Consider the following 18,935-nt stretch of genomic DNA (forward strand, 5'->3'; position numbering starts at 1 on the left):
AATTAGATTAATAGTCATTTGCATTTCCACTACTTCTTATATCCATAATACGCAAATTGAGTAACATTAATCCTATGAATTCAATAAATTCCCTCCGTTTAATTTCATTGTTATAAAACTGGATTATTTTTCGAACTACCAAATATAGCATCATTTAATATAATTACAAATACAAACCTTCGAAGTAAACTGACGTGATGGTTTGAGCAATTTCTTCGATGGAACATTGATGTTCGTTACGGACAATTTCCCAAAGATACATTTCGTTTGTGAAAAACCACCCTTTTGCTACAAGCTCATGGTTTAGTTCAGCTCTTGCCAGTCCATTTTGCTGTGCATAGGCGACGTCCTTTGAAATTCGCTGAATGAACTTCATCCGAATTGCTTTCCATTTATCTGAGATAACCATAGAAATTCCAATAGCCTGTTCAAAAACTTGCATCATATTACGCTCAGCCTCTGCCATTTTTAAAAAAGCATTTGCTTGTTTGTTTATGATATGTTTTGCTTCATCTTTTGATTTTGGAAAGAAAGAAGTTTCGGCAATTTCATAAAATTGCTCCATGATATTCTCCATTAATACAATTAAAAGATCCTCTTTCCCTTTAAAATGAACATAGGCAGTTCCATAACCGATGTTTGCCTTTTTGATCATTTGAGAAATAACCGCAGCTTGAAAACCTTCTTCAAGGAAAATTTCCTTTGCAACTTCTAATAACTTTTGACGTGTCATAATTGAGCGCAAATGTCGTTTATCCCCTACTTTACCATTATCCATTCCTATTCCTCCCCTTATCCTCTAGCATAAATCAAATCTTCCAAAATAAAAAAACTTGTTGGAAAATACCACTCAATAAACTCAATATTTTAATATTAATAATTTTCAGAATCAACTTATTGACATTGTGTCATATTCTTTGGTACGATTCTTCTGGAATATTCAGACAAATTCATTTAGGAGGATCATTATGGTTTCAAAATACACTTTGGATTACGCAAAACAACTGGATGAGAAAGATATCCTTAAAAGTTTTCGAGAAGAGTTTTATATAAAGCCAGATGCCATCTATATGGATGGCAACTCATTGGGACTTCTTTCGAAAAGAGCTGAGCGCACTCTTTTGGAGTCTTTAGAGGATTGGAAAAAACACGGGATTGACGGGTGGACTCAAGGGAATCACCCATGGTTTTACATGGCTGAGAAATTGGCCGAGAAGATTGCACATTTAGTTGGCGCAACTCACGAGGAAGTTATTGTAACCGGGTCTACTACTGTAAATCTGCATCAACTTGTAGCTACTTTTTATAAGCCGGAAGGAATACGCACAAAAATACTAGCAGATGAACTAACTTTTCCGACTGATATTTATGCTCTTCAAAGTCAACTATCTATACATGGATACGACCCGCAAACCCATCTCACTCGTGTGAAAAGTCGCGATGGCCGATTTCTTAATGAGGATGACATTATCGAAGCAATGACCGATGACATCGCTCTTATCATCTTACCAACAGTCCTGTATCGCAGTGGTCAAATTTTGGATATGAAACGCTTAACTGAAGAAGCACATAAAAGAGGAATCGTGATCGGATTTGACGGATGTCATTCTATTGGTGCAATCCCGCATTTATTCAGTGAATGGGGTGTTGACTTTGCCTATTGGTGCAATTATAAACATTTAAATGGCGGTCCTGGCGCTGTTGGGGGCTTATATGTAAATCGAAAACATTTTGGAACGATGCCTGGATTGGCTGGATGGTTCGGGTCAAGAAAAGATAAACAATTCGATATGGAACATACTTTAACACCAGCTGAATCTGCTGGCGCTTATCAAATTGGTACACCTCATATCTTAAGTTGTGCACCCTTGATTGGGTCTTTAGATATTATTATAGAAGCTGGAATCGAAAATATTCGAGAAAAATCTCTAAAAATCAATCAATATTTAATAGATTTAGTGGAATTAGAGTTGGAAAATATGGGTTTTTCCATTGGAACTCCTAGAGAAGACATACGTCGTGGAGGACATGTGAGCCTTGAGCATAAAGAAGCTGCACGTATTTGTAAGGCATTGAAAGAAAACTGTGTGATTCCGGATTTCCGAGCACCAAACATCATCCGTCTTGCTCCAGTTGCACTATACACTTCCTACGCAGAAGTTTGGAAAGTGGTACAAATACTCAAGAATATCATGTCTGAAAGAAAATATGAAAAATTCAAGAATGAACGAGAAGTCATTGCATAACGTAATATCCAGCAAATGATAGTTTACACATTTCTAAATCATGCTTCAAATCGAGATTCCTCTGTTACTAACTAGTTGCCTATTTTGTTTCGAAATGAAGAAATGAAAATCATCGTAGCTGCATATTCTCTGGATGTGAAGAAAAAATAGAATAGCATAATGGAATAAATAGTATGAGCGATTTATTTGAAAAGTGAGGGGATTACAGAATGAAAAATAAGGATAACAATGAACAAACAATAACTGGGCTAGAGAAAGAAATTCAAACCGATTTTCAAAAATCGATGTCTTACGGAGATTATCTCCACCTTGATAAGATTTTATCTAGTCAGCATAGACTTTCCAACCATCACGATGAAATGCTTTTCATCATTATCCATCAAGCAAGTGAGTTATGGATGAAGCTCATTTTACATGAGTTGGCAGCTGCTACTGAGTGTATACGCCAAAATAAGCTGGAACCCTCATTTAAAATGTTGTCGCGTGTTTCGAGAATTCAACAGCAATTGATTCAGTCATGGAGTGTCCTTTCAACTTTAACACCTTCAGAATACATGGAATTTAGAGATAAACTGGGCCAATCTTCTGGATTCCAATCTTATCAAAATCGTTTGATTGAATTTTCATTAGGAAACAAAAATGTCCATATGCTATCAGTCTATCAACATCAGAAAGAACTTTCTGAGCAAATGCTGCAGGCCCTTCATGAGCCAAGTATTTATGACGCTGCGATTAATGCCCTTGTGGCACGTGGATTACCTATTGACCAAGAAGCTATTAGCAGGGATTTTTCACAAAAATATGAACCAAATACTAGTGTAGAAGAGGCATGGCTGACAGTTTATCGCGATGTCGAGCAATATTGGGATTTATATGAATTGGCTGAGAAGTTAGTAGACATTGGAAATCAACAGCAATTATGGCGTTTTAATCATGTAAGTACAGTAGAAAGAATTATTGGTCATAAACAAGGTACTGGTGGATCATCAGGTGTTACATATTTAAAAAGAGTACTGGACCAACAATTTTTCCCAGAACTATGGAGTTTACGAACAAAGCTATAAGAAGAAATAACGTAGTTTTCTTTTAAAAGAGCGGCAAAGAAAATAAAACCAAAAGAGATGGAGGTAAGATTTATGGGTATATGGATTGATATTTCACAACGTCTCGATAAAAACATTGCAGTATGGCCTGGAGATACCCCCTTTTCATACAAAGTCAATTGGAGTAAAAATGAGAGTGGATCTGTCAATGTAGGTCAGATTAATATGAGTTTACACACTGGTACTCATATTGATGCACCTTTCCATTTTGATAACGATGGAAAAAGAGTAATTGAGTTAGATCTCGATTTATATATAGGGAGTGCAACAGTCATCCATTTACCGAACAGAACTAGCATTGGCGTAAAAGAATTATCCAATCTAGATTTACAAGGCGTCACGCGACTGTTAATCCGCACAGATGCATGGAAGAATCGAAGCCTGTTTCCACAAACCATCCCACATATCCAACCAGAATTAGCGGCATATCTTTCAGAACTGGGTGTTCGGCTTATTGGCCTTGATTTACCTTCAGTAGATCCACTTGATAGTAAAGAATTGTCTGCTCATCATGAACTTGCCGGTCATAAAATACACATTTTGGAGGGGCTAGTATTAGACGAGATTGGACCAGGAAATTATGAGTTGGCCGCCCTCCCACTTCCATTGGTTGAAGCAGATGGAAGTCCGGTACGTGCTGTATTGAAAAAGTTACCCTAAAAAGAAATAGGACTTGAAATATGTATTGAATTAAAATCTTTCATAAGAACGAGCCGAGTCACGAAATTGATTTTGCTTGTCACGAAGGTAGTATAATCTTCAATCCATACAATATCCATGAATGTGATAACATATGAATTAGGATTATGTAGTAAAATATGGATATAAGAGAGGTCTATATGGGTATATACAAAACACAATCTGGAAGAGAAATATCACTAAAGCTTTATGATGATCAATTGAAGAAATTGGATTATTCATGTAAGGATATTTACGTTCATACTCGTTTTGGAAGAACACATATCATTGAAACTGGCAATCTATCGGGTGAACCATTGCTAGTATTTCATGGTGGGAATAGTACTACTGCCTATAATTTACTAACGTACAGATTCCTGCTTAAGGATTTTCACATCTATGCGGTTGATATTATTGGCCACCCTGGAAAAAGTGATGAAGTAAATCTTTCTCCTAGCAATTATGATTATGGAAAGTGGGCAAGTGACGTTATTATAGGGCTTGGATTTGATGAATTAGCTTGTTTTGGGGCTTCGTTTGGAGGCGGAGTTTTGGCAAAACTAATGTGTACCGCACCAGAAAAAGTAAAAAAATCCGTATTAATTGCGCCATCAGGTATTAACAATGCCTTTCCAATAAGTACTGTGAAAATGATGATATCACTACTCAAATATAAACTAACTAAGAAAGAAAAATATATAAAAGAAACAGCTTTATTTATGGCCATTAAAGAAGAAATTCTTGATAAAGATACTTTGGATATGGTGAAAGATAGTTTTGATCATGTAAGAACAAAAGTAGGGATGCCATCCAATGTGAGTGAAAAATTAATGCAACAGTGTAAAGCACCAACACTTATTATGGCAGGAGAAAAAGATTGTTTATTTCCAGCGAAAAAAGTATTACCAAGAGCAAAAAGAATAATACCAAATAACACGGCTCATATGCTAAAAGGATGCGGACACATGCATATGATGCCAGAGCGTGAAAAGAAAATGATCGTTGATTTCTTAAGTGTTTAGTACCATTAAAGTCCTTTAAAAAAAAATGAAATTGTTTAATTCTTATAGAACTAACAATATCAAGTAGTTTACTTTCTATTTAAGAAAAAACCACCAAAGTAATTGGTGGTTTTTTAGTTTATTTATATGGATTGTCGTACTTATAATACTATTTCCACCCATAACACCTATGAATTATTTAGGTTCAATAATAGCAAAGTAATTATCTTCAACATCCGCAAAGTTAAATACTTTACCATGAGGTAATTCAACGATTGCTCCTACTTTTACGCCTTTTTCTTGTAAATTTTGATAGTCTTTTTCAAGATCATTTGAATAAAGCAAAACAGATGGTGTACTTAAATGCAATTCCGGACTCATCTTAGCTATAAATTCTTTATCATGTAAAACAAAGCTAGTCTCACTATCCACTGTTGGTGCTAGCTCAACCGATAAAGGTTCGTTACTTTTTTGTCGAACGACAAAATTCAATTTATTCTCCCAAAAAGTTGCAACTGCTTCAACATCTTTTACATATAGCATTACTTGTCCAATTTTGTTAATCATAACGCCACCTCCAATTTGATTATAATAGTATAACATGATTATTATGCTTCTATATATATTATGGCTTCTTTGTATCACTAATACTTCTAGCATAAAATTCTGTACCTTTAAGTAAACTTCTCAAAAAAAAATTTCTTAAAAATGTATTAATTCTTTTATTTAAACTTATACTAACAGCAAGTACTTTTCTTTTTCATAAATCTTTAAAGAGTAATTTCCATATACATAAAAATGAACAGAAAAAAAGGAATATCTCGAAAGATATTCCTTTTTATTAGCTAATATTAAAGTTTAGTAACGTTAGCTGCTTGTGGTCCGCGGTTACCTTCAACTACTTCAAACTCAACTTTTTGACCTTCGTCAAGAGTTTTGAAGCCATCACCTTGGATAGCGCTGAAGTGTACGAATACGTCGTTTTCGCCTTCAACTTCGATAAAACCGAAGCCTTTTTCTGAGTTAAACCATTTTACTGTACCTTGTTTCATGTGAGAAAACCTCCAAAAAAATAAATGTAGACAATATGTAATTAATGACCGAAATCAAAAATTCACATATTACATAAAGTACCGAACTACTGCCGATCACTTTTTGTAATATGTGAATGCGAGTTACGGTTAATCAATTTCAATTGTTACCATAATTATAAGTACAGTTGGAAGTTTTGTCAACAAATGTTCTTAATTTTTGGAAAATACTCTTAAATTTAAGGTTAATTTTCCTCGCATAACCATATTATACCATGGTAAGTTTGAATATCTTCATCACAAGCTTCACAAAAGCCGATTTCATCATCAGACCAAAATGCCCAGAATCGTTCTTTTTTACTAGCATCATGATCATACTTTTCTTTGAAATTCTGTAATGTATCTACCAAATATTGCTCCGCCTCTTCTTTTAATTGAAAAGAATTTTCTTCTATAATATGCTCTTCCCAACCTTCAAATTGCCACCACGGCTCATAATCTGCTTTCATATAAATTATTTTATACATATTATTCAAATCCTTTTATTTAAATTTTATATATTCTATCGTTACATTTTTTTATGCCTTTATTCCCTACTGTTAATGTGATAAAATCACTATAAAAATACAACTTTTTAACACAGGGGGATTCGGATGTTTGCTACAATAAGACCCAAATTGGAAATGACTCAGCTACTTCAAAGAGGAACTGACATCAATACAATTGGGAGATTTAAAGATACATTAGCATTTAATAATTTCCACAATAGAGATGAAGAAAACTTAAATGAGCTTTATTCAAAATTAATGAAATGCACACCGTCTATGCGCGATATTTTCACAAAATACTTAGCAGAAATTGCGCCAAATAAGCATAATCCGATTTCTGATCAATTTATCGAAAAATACTTAAATTCATTCTTTTTAGATCATAGAGACGAAAAGTACGTTGATGAAACTGTACGTTTCTTTTACTTATTTAGACACCATAAATTCGAACCTGGTAAAACAATTGTTATGTTCAATCAGTTTGCTTTTTACGTGACTACACACATATTGTATAACTTTGGATACAAACCTGCCAAAGCATTCGACTTGATGCGTTCATTTCAAGCTGCTGTAAATATCGATCAAGAGTTATTATTTGAGGTAGCGACTGAAAGAATGATTGAACACACAGTTAGTGAAGTTTCAGCTTTGATGGATACGAACTCACAAATTATGTATATGAAAGACCTTATTTATAGTTTGGATCGCCAAAACGAAGAAATTCAATCTTCCACAGCAGCAACAGAACAAATTACTGCTTCTATCAGTGAAGTAGCTAGAACATCCGCCCGCATTTCTGAAAAAACAGCTGATTCTGTTGAATATGCAATAAATAGTAAGAACTCCATTGATTTTGCATTAAGTGAAATCTTCAAAACAGAAGAAACCTTCACATCGATTGTAGAATCATTCAGTGAATTACAAAAACGTGTCAATGATATCGAGAATGTTGTAACGCTGATTAAAGAAATTGCAGATCAAACAAATCTACTTGCTCTAAATGCTTCTATAGAAGCTGCACGGGCAGGTGAGCACGGGAAAGGCTTTGCTGTTGTTGCACAAGAAGTTCGTAAACTTGCTGAAAACACTGTGTCAGCTTTAGGAGAAGTCTCTTCGAACGTACAACATCTAAAAAGCTATTCAAACAATGTAGCAACATCGATTTCTCAAACAACTGCCATTATTAAAGAGGCTACACATGAGGCAAAAGATTCTTTACCACTTCTTTCTTCAATCGTAGAAGCTATCGAAGAAATTAATGTAGATGTTACAAATACAGCAGCTATATCAGAACAACAAGCTGCAGCAATTGATGAAGTTTCACATCGCATGGTACAAATTTCTGACTTGCAAGATGATATTCGTGAATTAGGACAATCGACTTCAGCTGGTATCCATCGACTTGGCGCTGAAATCAACCATTTCCGTTTAAGTATTGTTGAAAATAATAATGTACAACTTTCAAGTATTGCCCTTTTGCAATTATCAAAAGCAGATCATATCCTATGGAAATGGCGCGTCTATAATATGTTCTTAGGATTAGAGAAAATCGAAGAAAGCGAAGTATCTTCACATAGAGATTGTCGACTAGGTAAATGGTATTCATCTGAAAAAGCACGTGATAAATTTGGCAAAGAAAGAGCATATATCGAGTTAGACTCGCATCACCAAAAAGTTCATGAGGCTGCAAAAAAAGCTGCTGTTTCCTATAACTCAGGTAATGTCTCCGATGCTGAATTAGCATTAAAAGAAGTTGAAAACTCATCTCAGCAGGTACTACATTATATTAATGAACTACTTGAAAAATTGGAAAAAGAACGAGTAATAATATAAAATCAATATAGGTAAGCCGACACTAAACAATATGCCGGCTTACTACTTTTAATGTAATTGGAGGCAATAAAATGAGAAAACGGGCTCATATTGTATTTACCGGCAAAGTTCAAAATCACGGATATCGGTTTTTCATTAAACAAAAATCTATTGAAATCGGCTTGAAAGGTAGCTGCTATTTAAATGAGCATACGCAAATCGAGGTTGATGTAGAAGGAACAATCGAACAAATCGAACAATTTCTCCAATTCGTTCAACGTGGTGTTAACCCTCAATCGGAAAATAATAGTTTCCGTATTGAATTACATAATGATTTAAAAGGGTATACTTCTATGGAGTCGGATATTGTATAAACCGACTTCTTATTTTAATGATAAAGTGTTGTAATACCAACGTTTACAATGCTTTTGTAATGTTCTCGATACCCACTGACTACGAGTTTGACTACAGTTTATCTATAATAGCGCTGTCAAGCCCCCATCTCGGGAGGGCACTGAAAAAGTCCATAAAATGAATTTTAGCCATGGCGGAAAAGATTAATTTGTTTCTGCCATGGCTTTTTCTCCGATACCGTTAATTTCCGTTCCGGCGGACGCTTTCCTGGGGACGAACCTTGAGCCTCCTCGTCACTGGTCGTATTTTCGTTAAAACAACTAAAACAAAAAAATCCATCCGCACAATTGGAATGGACGAAAAGACTATGTTAATCTTGGAAGTATGGAAAAAAAACAAAAACAAGACTACTTTAAATTAGGTTACAACACTTTACAACCTAATCAACTGATTTTCAGTGATAAGAATGAATATCTACAACTTGCTATACACTACGGTTGAATACGGCTAATTGAAATTATATAAAATACGTAATGAGAAAAAACTATATCTATTAAGGGTTTTCACTCTCGTTAAAACTATATAAAATCACTTAGTCGGATATAGTTTTAACCCATCTCTTTTTTGTACGATAAATTGAAACTTTCTTTTATTTATTTCGTACATAATATTAGGGTGTTTAAGGAGGAATTTATTATGCTCAATTTCCGACACTTTCTAGCAAGATATGCAATCACAATCCCTTTTACTTTCTTAATGTGGTTTGTCTTTCTATTTGCTTTTAAACTGACTTTCCTTGAATGTTCTGGCTTAGCTTTAATAACGTTCTTTACCTCAGCCTATATCTTCAAAAAAGTTCAAGTTCGAAAGCAATTGAAAATTGTAGGCATAACTCGCTCAGAATATCGTCACATTAAAGAACAAATGATGCTAGCACAAGCTCAAATTAAAAACTTAAATCGTCACTACACAAAGGTTCGCTCTATTTCGGCCTTTAAACAACTTTTTGAAATGAATCGATTAGCCAAACGGATTTTCCAAATTGTACGGACAAACCCAAAGAAATTTTACCAAGCTGAAGATTTCTTTTATGCACATCTAGAATCAGCTTCAGAATTAACTGAGAAGTATGCCCTTCTCTCAACGCAACCGATTAAAGACATAGATGTTCATATTGCCCTTCAGCAAACGCGGGAGACTTTAGAAAACTTAAATCATACAATGCAAGATGATCTAAGAGCAGTCTTAGCATCTGATATAGAAGAGCTAAAACTAGAACTCGATTTTGCTCAAATTTCAACGCAAAAAAACAAACCTTTGCTTGCTCGAAAGGAGAATTTATATGACAAATAATCCAGCTTCACCCGAACCAGTTAAATCAATGGACGACCTACTTAGCAATCCGTTTGACATGCAGCCAGAACTAGCCAAAGCACCATCTGTCTCCCCTGCTTCGGATATGCCCGTTAAGCAAATTGACCGATTATCGGATGAGGATAAAAAGAAAGCGGAACAGCTTTCTTCGCAAATTCCCGTTGGCAACTATGAATCCATTTTAACTTACGGAGCTAATGCTCAAAACGAACTTTCACGCTTCTCTCATCAGATGCTTGATCATGTACAACGTAAAGACATTGGACCAGTAGGTGATGTCCTAAAAGATTTAATGGATAAGCTATCTGAAATCGATCCTGAAGAACTATCTCAAGAGAAAAAGTCAGGACTTCGCAAACTTTTCGGTAAAATAGCACGTCCAATCCAAGAAATGATGACAAAATATCAAAAACTTAGCACACAAATTGACCGTATTGGGATTCAATTAGAACATTCTAAACGCGGTCTTGTGGAAGATGTTCAAATGCTCGATAAGTTATATGAGCAAAATAAAACGTATTTTGAGGCATTGAATATTTATATCGCTGCAGCTGAACTAAAACGCGATGAAATTACGGTTAAGTTATTACCTGAATTACGCCAAAAAGCAGAATTCGCTAATGACCAAATGCTTGTTCAAGAAGTAAATGATATGGCACAATTCGTGGATCGCCTTGAGAAACGTATTTATGACTTACAGTTATCACGTCAAATTACGATTCAATCTGCACCACAAATTCGTATGATTCAACAAACGAATCAAACGTTAGCAGAAAAAATTCAAGCTTCGATCATGACAGCTATTCCATTATGGAAAAACCAAATTGCCATCGCTCTAACATTGAACAATCAGCGAAGAGCAGTAGAAGCACAAAAACAAGTAACAAAAACAACAAATGACCTCTTACTTAAAAACTCTGAAATGCTAAAAGTAAACACGATTGAAACTGCAAAAGAAAACGAACGTGGTCTCATCGAAATCGATACTTTGAAGAAAACGCAAGAAAACCTTCTTCAAACAATCGAAGAAACACTGCAAATCCAAGCTGATGGACGCCAAAAACGAAAAGCTGCCGAAATTGAAATCGCTCGTATGGAAGGCGAGTTAAAGCAACGTTTGTTAGCTATCCATACGCAACAACAAAATAATAATCGTACAAATTACTAAGATATTGAAAAGAGCCTTATTCTCTCATTAGAATTGGGCTCTTTTTTTACAGTTATTTCGTTCCTGTATAGCGAATTGTCATTTCCCCAATCATTAGTATCAGTAAGAAACTTCCAATAGAAACTGTTTGTACGAGACTGCATAACAAAACGATAGTTGCTTGTATTAACATCAATGCACGTAATAACTTTTTGATGGCTATTTGTTGATTACTTACTGGAACCGGATAAAAAGCATTCATACGAACACTTCGTGGTGAAATGAACAAGTGTTTAATTTGATAAATCGTCGCAAATGACAAGGCACTTACAATTACCCATACAACAAAAGGTTCGTTAACAAACGCTACTATAAAAGCTGAAATTACCGTTAATCTTCCCCACAAATAGACAGACTCATCAGTTCGTATAAAAGTACGGGCTATTAAATAAAGAGAGGTATTCTTTTGATTGTAACTTATTATTTTAGTCACAAAATCTAACCATGCTCTTCGACTAATCTTCTCTTTTAGAAACGGGACATCTGTAAAATAATTCACAAAGCGATAAAACCGAGCCATTCGAGCACTTTCCATTTTAGAAAAATAGTCATACGGGATAGGTTCTACTTTAACTTTTTTCCTATACCGTTTCTCATAGACTATTAATAGAGCAATAATAATAAAAAAGAGAATGGTTTCACCTTCGAGCGCCAGTTTTAATACAATAATTGAGAGGCACAACCGAATCAAGCGATTAATGAAGTGATGTCTCCCCTGATTTTTCCAATGGTTTAAAAATTCTATTCGCACATTAATATATTTTAAAGTTATTAATGCACAAAATCCTAAAGAGATTTTCCATAATGAAGGATTCTCTACTTTTAGTAATAGAAAAATCCCTCCACAATACATCACTAGTACAACGAAAATTTGAGACCAGTATGTCCATATCATTACTTTTCTAAAATAGGTACCCATCTTAGATTCTAACTGTAAAAAATATACTTGGTCAGGTTCTCGAATTAATGTAGTTGGTCTACTAAATGACAGTAATACCCCACATAAAGCAGAAACAAGCCACTCAGCTGGGAAATCATCCGCCACTACCTTCAACCATTTTCCGTAATAAGCAACTGCAAATCCTAACACAATGATTATGGCAATATAACTTGTAGCAAAAACAAATTTTAAGTATTTGAAAAGTTCTTTCAAATATCGTTGGAATCTTATAGCCCAAATTTCATCAAAATTTTTCATTGAGTTCTCCTATATATATCAGATACCCCTGTTAGATTATAGTTAAATTCTAATAGTAATTGGAAATGATAACAAGTTTTATCAAGCAACTACTAACGCATAGTAGTAACATATTGAAATAGTAGTTTTTAATAGCAATGATGCAAATTATGATGAAATGCAAAAAAAGAGAACTTCCTTTCAGCAGAAGTCCCTTTTCTATTTAAGTCCTATTTATTACGAACGTAGCGTTTACATTTGTTTATGTTGCTATAAATGGAGTTTGATGAATATACTGTCTGTTTTCAATCTGATTAATGATAAAACTCGCTATATCTTTATTAGTAATTTTCGTACCAGGCATATCGGAAAGGCTTTCCTTAATATTTCCCAATTCCGAACCCTCGACTACAAATGGTAAGCGGATTAGTGTCCATTCAATTCCTGTATTTTCTTGAAGAATAGTCAACTCTTCCTTCTTATCCTTCATCATCTTAGAAAAGAAAATTTCAAATAGCTTTGCACCAATCTTATTTAAAACGGTTTTTTTATCTCCTTTTATGTTGAGCGATCCTCCTGTAACACCTATATATCGATTAATTTCAAATTCTTTCATTACTTCAAATATATTTTTCGTTAGGCTACTATATATCGGTTCATCCTTAGGGGGTTGTCCAAAGGTATTAATGACAATATGACAACCATCGAGAAGTAGTTTTAGATTTTTAATATTTTCAACTGTTCCTTCTATAATCTCAATTCTTTCATCTTTATCGGTAATCTTTTCTGGATTTCGAACAAGCATGCGAACTTGATAACCATTTTGTAACGCCTTAGTAGCAATATAACGTCCTACTTTCCCCGTCCCACCAATTATAGCTATTCTATTTACATGATCCATTGATATAACCTCCAAAAATTTTCGTTTACGTCATAGCATGAATTATTTACATATTTAGATTTGTTATTAATCTACCGTATCTTCGTAAAATTGTTCTTCCGACAATAACTATAAATTGTTCATTATAGAGCATTGAACTACCACTTGAAGGGCTAATTGAAATCAGGCATATTGATTAGCTCATTTAAACCATTACCATTAAAGTAATAGATTGATTTCCCCTATGAGATGCTCGCTTTTCGCGGACAAGCACCAAGCCGCTTCCTTCGCTACGCTCCGTGCAGGGTCTCGGTTCGCTTGCATTTTCCGCAGGAGTCGAGCACCCTCCATCAACTGAAAATCTAGTAACATACGTTTATATCGAATATAGAGTAAAAGGAGTTCGCCTTAGTACATTTTGATGTTTCATATCTATTTCCTTATGATCTTTTGCTAGTGTTTATCCATACCTTTGCTTAAATGTCATACAAAAAAATTAAGAAGAACCTGCAACAAATTAGTGTTACTATCCAACAGAAGAACCCCTACTTCCCTCTTCTCCTCTTAATTGGTACGCCTGTGCTTTATGAGCAAAAAGAATAGACTTATAAATAGCATTCCATATAGAAAAATCCAACCGAATTGCCAATAAAATAATCCAGGGATGGATTTTATACTATCTTTCGAACTCAACATTTCTAAAGAAAGGTGGACAGGCGGTAATAGCCATATAAGCCCTTTTACTTGTAGGATCGTGCTTTTGAAGGACGCAATCGCTACAGAAATAATAAGTATACTTAGCACTCCCCACCACGTATTCCCATTGTTTTTGACTAGTTCTCTTGTAAAGATAGCTGACAATGCAATGGCTACAATGGATAAACTAAAATGAGACAGGAACCCCATAATTATATGTAATGAACGAGTTTCTCCTCCGAACGCACCAATAACGATGGGATACGCTACATATATGCAACTTAGACAAAAGCCAATAAGAGCACAAATAATAAATAGTGCCAGATGATACTCCCTTAAGCTTTTGCAATGCAATAACGTTATTTGTTTTTGGCCCTCATCTTCTGCATGAAAAATCGTTATTGTAAACCACCCCATGATAAAAAAGAGAACCAAGGATGTAAATGAGTAACTGTCTAAAATTGGATTAGGAATATAAGTATAGTTCACTATAAGAGCCATGATATAGACTGAAAAAGGTGGAACATATCTGTAAGATCTTAAATAATTGATTAATTGATAACTTAATAAACCTCTCAATTCTTTACATTCTCCTTTCAACTAGAAGTGGCTATGGAAGTTTTCTTCAGACCCGCGTATAGGAAGTAATTGCTTAATAGAAGCTCCCTTTATAAGGAGTTCCATTAAAATTTTATCTGTAATTTCCCGATTAACGGTTGCCTCTATCTCGTTTACTTCAGAGTTTAAACGCCTTTCTTGTTTAATTTCGATAAAGGGCAGTAATTCTTCTAACGATGTTTCTGTAGAAATTTCAAAAATAAATCTATTTCCTTTGTTTACACTCTCTTGTAATAAACTAGTTTGAATAATTTGATGATCCTTAATTAATAGGACACTATCCACTATGTTTTCTAACAATTTAGTCTCATGGCAAGTTAAGACAATACTTAGCCCTTTTTCTTTCAAAATTAATAGAATGCTTTCTAAATCACTCTGGGCTTTGGGGTCAAGTCCAGATAAAGGCTCATCCAATATCAAAAGATCTGTCTCCTCAAGCATCGCCTGCATAATCGCAACCTTCTGTTTCATTCCTTTAGAAAAGTGTTCAATTCTTATTTTACGAGCATCTTGCAAATTAAAGGTTTCTATTAAGCTATCTATTCGCTGTTGTATTTGACCCTTTGCCATTCCCCGAATATTACCCATATGAGTTAGATACTCTTCCGGCGTAAACAGAATATGAGAAGGCGTAACTTCCGGTACATAACCAATTTTCAGCGGCTGTGTATGTTTGTGAATCAAACCACTGTCAGGCTTGACTAAACCTCCGATGATTTTTAATAGCGTACTTTTCCCCGAACCATTCTTTCCAACAAGTGCTACAACCTGATTATCATATATCGAGAAAGACATATTTTCTAAAACTATTTTCTCTCTATAGTGTTTGGAGATCCCCTGCAATTCCATAATAATTTTCATCATTACACACCTTACTTATTAATAATTAAATGTACTTGGTGCCTTGCTTGTTAATAAAAATAAGTCTTCAGTAAAGAATATACAAACGCCTATCATCACCCGCAGTTTAGTCTCTATATAAAGATTTAAGAACAAGGAAATTATTGCCTAAGATACAGTTATTAACTTTTAAGGTGATGAGGTATAAAAACAATTAAACTTCCAAGCATCTTTTCCCCGACATTCGATCAATATAACGCAGACAATTCCATTATGTATATATATTACCATATATTTATAAATTATTAATCCAAAGTCAAGCGCCCTGGGAGAGTTCATGATGCACACAGATAACTTTGTACTGTTTCAATTTATTGAGAGCTAGTACAATCACAAACAAAAACACGGAACAATTAACTATTAAGGATTAAATCGAGAGAAGTTTAACTTAACTTTTTAATGTGAGAAAAATGAAATCAAAAGAACTGAAAAACCCTATCTACTAAATAGACAAAGAACTCAATTCTTCTGACAAAAGCATCATGATAATCAGCCTTTATGATTCAAAGTATTTTCAAAATTAATCTAACCAAAACTACCATTGTGATTTATTTTCGTTCGTAAACTTATCTATAACAGGAGCAAGGCAAACAATATAAAATAGCAACATAAAGAAAATAGAAGTAATAAGTAGTCCAAAAGACAAACCTATACGCTCAGCTAAATTCAATGGAAAAAATATTGCTGGAAATACAGAATAAAATAAAAATGAAGTTTCACTTTCGTTCCAATCTTTTATATACACTTGTTCAGCACAATCAGGACAATTAAATTTATAGGGATCAAATGACTTTTTAAAAATAAATTTGCGATTATATCGACAATTGCAATGAGGGCATTTTGCATAATTCCCTGCTTTTGCAGCATACAGACAAAGACTACAAAGAAATGTCGTATATGCAATAACAACGATCACTTTAATCACTTCATATGATGTCTCGTAAGTTACAAATAAAAGTACGTTTCCCAATACCATCATACCAATAGCCCAGCTCATTAGTTGAAATAATAAAAAGGTACGTTTACGCTTTTCCTTACGAATTTGCATAGCAGCTTTTCGATTAATATAAAGTGTATGTGACGTGACGAATAGCGTTGCAAAAATAAAGATGAATACATTTGTTACGATTCCTCCGATGAACTTGAAGTTACTTACTACAACTATCGGTGACACCATCCATACAATTAAAGTTAACAGTGCTAAGACAACTACCAAAATATGAAACATTTTGTAATGTACATGTGTCTTGATAAAAGTTCGTAACGTTTGTACTTTCTCATTACTATCCCAACGCTTTGTTTTCATAATAGCAAGTGCACTAAATAGCAGTGTTAAGCTTGAGAAAATAATCACCAATATCAAATATATTAGTAACTGCCATGAAACGCTTTCAACCTTCTCACCTTTATTCATGACAGATCCGGATGAAATATTACCTTGTGGTATTTCTCCTTGAATATTCATCACAAGGAACAATAAAGCTAACGCAATAAACGATGTAAGAACCACTGGGTAACCCCAATTTCTTTTGGGCTTTTGTGCTTTATGAGGTGCATTCTTTATTTTCCGTAAAATTTCTAGCTTTCGCTCTGAACATAGCTTAACTTCTCGATTTAATTCCCTTTGCCATTCATCTTTAAATTGATTCATGTGACAACACCTCCCAATCATATGCCGTTAATTGCTTTTGCAATTCCTTACGAGCCCTTTGTAACCTAGACTTAATGGTGGAATGTGAGACTTCTAGTAGCTTGGCTATATCGGATGTCGTATAATCCTCGTAATAATAAAGTAAAATAACCTCCCGATATATTACTGGCAGCGTTAATACTACATTCGTTAATTCCATTCGCTCTTGCTTTTCTATGTATACCCTCTCAACTGTGTGCGATTTACCTTTTAGTTGCACTTTTTCAAGAAGAATAGAGCGCTTGTTTTTCCAGCTACGTAAATAATCATGACAACGATTAATCGTCATTTTCACTAAATATGTTTTTAATGAAGCATCTTCTCTAAATTGGTGCTGCGTTTGATAAAATTTCAAGAAAACATCCTGGATTATTTCTTCTGCAAGTTGCTCGTCTTTCACATAAACGTATGAAACGCGAAGTAAGTAATCGCTGTATGTATGTATAATGTGTTCAATTTCATGTTGCACGCGACTGTCCTCCTTTCTCGATTCAAACTATAGACGTATAAAAATGGATGTAGGACGCAAAATTATGAAGAAATTTCTTATTTCATTTAAAATGTCATTAAAATTGTTTATTTTTTAGTTAAAATATAATACGAATCACCCCGTTTTGATTTCAAGACGGGGTTAAATGGTTTTCCTTAAAATTTAGGCTCTGTTTTAAAGAACTATATGTTTCTCATTTATTTTAAGCAATATAAAATCACCTCTAAAAAGGTAACTTCAGAAGTGTAACACAGTAAATCACTCTATTTCCAACGATGATTAATCCTATATATGTGGCTGCGTATCCTACTCCTTCTCAAGTACTTCCTTGATTCTGATTTTACTTCACAAATACTGCTTCAAATAAAATGGCAAGAATAGGACCGAAATGCCAATAATTGTCCTGACCATATAAGATTTAGCTAATTACCCCAGTAAACCATCTATTCCCTATTTTCAGTACCTTTGTTTCTATACAAATTGAAATTCACTGAAAAACATCTTTTTAGCATTCAATCATTCATCTGTAATACTACTAAAACAAACATCCAGGCGTGATGATTAACTAATTTTAACCATTACCATTAAAGTGGTAGATTGATTTACGCTACGGGATGCTCGCTTTCCGCGGGCAAGCACCGAGCCGCTTCCTTCGCTATGCTCCGTGCAGGGTCTCAGTTCGCTTGCATTTCCCGCAGGAGTCGAGCACCCTCCGCTACAATCAACTAAAAGATATAGTAACATACGTTAGTATTGAACATAAAAAACCATTTTAACGGTAAATAATAACCTAATATTCCCCTAATCAACACACCTGATATGCCTTACCTTCTATCTTTTCTTGTAAAGTTAAGTTTCTAATTAGTCTTTCTGAATAGAAAAGCTTATATATTTCCAATAATCTCATCAAAAACAATTTTCTTTAGAGATTCTTTATATTCTAAAGTAACAGGAACAAGTAGCACTCTCGCATTTTGTAACTTAATATCATATTTAAAAAATGATTCATCATTAAAACACATCCTATTAGTTACTTAATAGCTTGTATCTCTTCCTTGGTAACAAACTATTTTACGTTATTTTTAGTATATGATTTACAATATATACTAAAATATGATTTTAAAATGATA

At 34.2% G+C, this 18,935-nt stretch carries 18 protein-coding genes; 8 read left to right on the plus strand and 10 right to left on the minus strand.

All coding sequences use genetic code 11. The features are described 5' to 3' along the window. Positions 1–163: 163 nt before the first annotated feature. A complete protein-coding gene (locus tag ACZLO7_RS13630; protein WP_464940466.1) occupies positions 164–778 on the minus strand; it encodes a TetR/AcrR family transcriptional regulator in 615 nt (204 codons plus the stop codon). A gap of 190 nt (positions 779–968) precedes the next feature. Here ACZLO7_RS13630 and kynU point away from each other — a divergent pair, with 190 nt between their 5' ends. The 4 genes from kynU to ACZLO7_RS13650 all read left to right on the plus strand — a co-directional run bounded on the left by kynU (position 969) and on the right by ACZLO7_RS13650 (position 5,049). Next, the gene (gene kynU, locus ACZLO7_RS13635) at positions 969–2,246 is read left to right on the plus strand and encodes a kynureninase (protein ID WP_464940467.1); all 1,278 of its coding nucleotides are present in this window, start codon (positions 969–971) and stop codon (positions 2,244–2,246) included. A gap of 209 nt (positions 2,247–2,455) precedes the next feature. Next, entirely contained in the window at positions 2,456–3,310 is an 855-nt protein-coding gene (gene kynA / locus ACZLO7_RS13640) for a tryptophan 2,3-dioxygenase (RefSeq protein WP_464940468.1), read from the plus strand. Positions 3,311–3,382: 72 nt separating this feature from the next. Next, on the plus strand, positions 3,383–4,009 hold the full coding sequence (gene kynB / locus ACZLO7_RS13645) for an arylformamidase (RefSeq protein WP_464940469.1): 627 nt from the start codon (positions 3,383–3,385) through the stop codon (positions 4,007–4,009). A 179-nt stretch (positions 4,010–4,188) separates the two neighbouring features. After that, positions 4,189–5,049, plus strand: a complete 861-nt coding sequence (locus tag ACZLO7_RS13650) for an alpha/beta fold hydrolase (RefSeq protein ID WP_464940470.1) — start codon at positions 4,189–4,191, stop codon at positions 5,047–5,049. A gap of 174 nt (positions 5,050–5,223) precedes the next feature. Here ACZLO7_RS13650 and ACZLO7_RS13655 read toward each other — a convergent pair whose 3' ends face one another. The 3 genes from ACZLO7_RS13655 to ACZLO7_RS13665 form a co-directional block, all read right to left on the minus strand. Continuing rightward, complete coding sequence (locus tag ACZLO7_RS13655) at positions 5,224–5,595, minus strand: VOC family protein (RefSeq protein ID WP_464940471.1); 372 nt, start codon at positions 5,593–5,595, stop codon at positions 5,224–5,226. Positions 5,596–5,879: 284 nt separating this feature from the next. Continuing rightward, complete coding sequence (locus ACZLO7_RS13660) at positions 5,880–6,080, minus strand: cold-shock protein (protein WP_038189357.1); 201 nt, start codon at positions 6,078–6,080, stop codon at positions 5,880–5,882. Between the two features lie 224 nt (positions 6,081–6,304). Next, the gene (locus ACZLO7_RS13665; protein WP_464940472.1) at positions 6,305–6,586 is read right to left on the minus strand and encodes a DUF1033 family protein; all 282 of its coding nucleotides are present in this window, start codon (positions 6,584–6,586) and stop codon (positions 6,305–6,307) included. 126 nt (positions 6,587–6,712) lie between these two features. On the opposite strand from ACZLO7_RS13665, the gene ACZLO7_RS13670 reads away from it, so the two are divergent. The 4 genes from ACZLO7_RS13670 (at position 6,713) to ACZLO7_RS13685 (ending at position 11,315) form a co-directional block, all read left to right on the plus strand. Beyond that, complete coding sequence (locus tag ACZLO7_RS13670; RefSeq protein ID WP_464940473.1) at positions 6,713–8,440, plus strand: methyl-accepting chemotaxis protein; 1,728 nt, start codon at positions 6,713–6,715, stop codon at positions 8,438–8,440. A 71-nt stretch (positions 8,441–8,511) separates the two neighbouring features. Continuing rightward, positions 8,512–8,793, plus strand: a complete 282-nt coding sequence (locus tag ACZLO7_RS13675) for an acylphosphatase (RefSeq protein WP_464940474.1) — start codon at positions 8,512–8,514, stop codon at positions 8,791–8,793. Positions 8,794–9,469: 676 nt separating this feature from the next. After that, positions 9,470–10,126, plus strand: coding sequence for a 5-bromo-4-chloroindolyl phosphate hydrolysis family protein (locus tag ACZLO7_RS13680; protein ID WP_464940475.1), 657 nt, complete (start codon positions 9,470–9,472; stop codon positions 10,124–10,126). Further along, positions 10,116–11,315: a toxic anion resistance protein gene (locus ACZLO7_RS13685; protein WP_464940476.1), complete on the plus strand. Its 1,200-nt coding sequence runs from the start codon at positions 10,116–10,118 to the stop codon at positions 11,313–11,315. Before ACZLO7_RS13680 ends, ACZLO7_RS13685 begins: the two co-directional genes overlap by 11 nt. Positions 11,316–11,367: 52 nt before the next feature. Here the strand turns inward: ACZLO7_RS13685 and ACZLO7_RS13690 are convergent, their stop codons facing one another. The 6 genes from ACZLO7_RS13690 to ACZLO7_RS13715 form a co-directional block, all read right to left on the minus strand. Next, positions 11,368–12,552 carry an ABC transporter permease gene (locus ACZLO7_RS13690; RefSeq protein WP_464940477.1) on the minus strand — a complete coding sequence of 395 codons (1,185 nt, stop codon included), beginning with the start codon at positions 12,550–12,552 and terminating at the stop codon, positions 11,368–11,370. Positions 12,553–12,793: 241 nt separating this feature from the next. Beyond that, positions 12,794–13,432 (minus strand): NAD(P)H-binding protein, encoded by a 639-nt coding sequence (locus ACZLO7_RS13695; protein WP_464940478.1) that lies wholly within the window; start codon positions 13,430–13,432, stop codon positions 12,794–12,796. 543 nt (positions 13,433–13,975) lie between these two features. Then, entirely contained in the window at positions 13,976–14,686 is a 711-nt protein-coding gene (locus ACZLO7_RS13700) for an ABC transporter permease (RefSeq protein ID WP_464940480.1), read from the minus strand. 21 nt (positions 14,687–14,707) lie between these two features. Further along, on the minus strand, positions 14,708–15,589 hold the full coding sequence (locus ACZLO7_RS13705) for an ABC transporter ATP-binding protein (protein ID WP_464940481.1): 882 nt from the start codon (positions 15,587–15,589) through the stop codon (positions 14,708–14,710). 571 nt (positions 15,590–16,160) lie between these two features. Beyond that, complete coding sequence (locus ACZLO7_RS13710) at positions 16,161–17,276, minus strand: hypothetical protein (protein ID WP_464940482.1); 1,116 nt, start codon at positions 17,274–17,276, stop codon at positions 16,161–16,163. Next, complete coding sequence (locus ACZLO7_RS13715) at positions 17,263–17,784, minus strand: sigma-70 family RNA polymerase sigma factor (RefSeq protein ID WP_464940483.1); 522 nt, start codon at positions 17,782–17,784, stop codon at positions 17,263–17,265. Before ACZLO7_RS13715 ends, ACZLO7_RS13710 begins: the two co-directional genes overlap by 14 nt. Between the last annotated feature and the right edge of the window lie 1,151 nt (positions 17,785–18,935).

The organism is Viridibacillus sp. d25.2 (assembly GCF_055456015.2).

Excerpts from the sequence above, each read along its gene's own strand:
- ACZLO7_RS13630 (WP_464940466.1), bottom strand. The coding sequence starts at position 778 with ATGGATAATGGTAAAGTAGGGGATAAACGACATTTGCGCTCAATTATG.
- kynU (WP_464940467.1), top strand. The coding sequence starts at position 969 with ATGGTTTCAAAATACACTTTGGATTACGCAAAACAACTGGATGAGAAA.
- kynA (WP_464940468.1), top strand. The coding sequence starts at position 2,456 with ATGAAAAATAAGGATAACAATGAACAAACAATAACTGGGCTAGAGAAA.
- kynB (WP_464940469.1), top strand. The coding sequence starts at position 3,383 with ATGGGTATATGGATTGATATTTCACAACGTCTCGATAAAAACATTGCA.
- ACZLO7_RS13650 (WP_464940470.1), top strand. The coding sequence starts at position 4,189 with ATGGGTATATACAAAACACAATCTGGAAGAGAAATATCACTAAAGCTT.
- ACZLO7_RS13655 (WP_464940471.1), bottom strand. The coding sequence starts at position 5,595 with ATGATTAACAAAATTGGACAAGTAATGCTATATGTAAAAGATGTTGAA.
- ACZLO7_RS13660 (WP_038189357.1), bottom strand. The coding sequence starts at position 6,080 with ATGAAACAAGGTACAGTAAAATGGTTTAACTCAGAAAAAGGCTTCGGT.
- ACZLO7_RS13665 (WP_464940472.1), bottom strand. The coding sequence starts at position 6,586 with ATGTATAAAATAATTTATATGAAAGCAGATTATGAGCCGTGGTGGCAA.
- ACZLO7_RS13670 (WP_464940473.1), top strand. The coding sequence starts at position 6,713 with ATGTTTGCTACAATAAGACCCAAATTGGAAATGACTCAGCTACTTCAA.
- ACZLO7_RS13675 (WP_464940474.1), top strand. The coding sequence starts at position 8,512 with ATGAGAAAACGGGCTCATATTGTATTTACCGGCAAAGTTCAAAATCAC.
- ACZLO7_RS13680 (WP_464940475.1), top strand. The coding sequence starts at position 9,470 with ATGCTCAATTTCCGACACTTTCTAGCAAGATATGCAATCACAATCCCT.
- ACZLO7_RS13685 (WP_464940476.1), top strand. The coding sequence starts at position 10,116 with ATGACAAATAATCCAGCTTCACCCGAACCAGTTAAATCAATGGACGAC.
- ACZLO7_RS13690 (WP_464940477.1), bottom strand. The coding sequence starts at position 12,552 with ATGAAAAATTTTGATGAAATTTGGGCTATAAGATTCCAACGATATTTG.
- ACZLO7_RS13695 (WP_464940478.1), bottom strand. The coding sequence starts at position 13,432 with ATGGATCATGTAAATAGAATAGCTATAATTGGTGGGACGGGGAAAGTA.
- ACZLO7_RS13705 (WP_464940481.1), bottom strand. The coding sequence starts at position 15,589 with ATGATGAAAATTATTATGGAATTGCAGGGGATCTCCAAACACTATAGA.
- ACZLO7_RS13710 (WP_464940482.1), bottom strand. The coding sequence starts at position 17,276 with ATGAATCAATTTAAAGATGAATGGCAAAGGGAATTAAATCGAGAAGTT.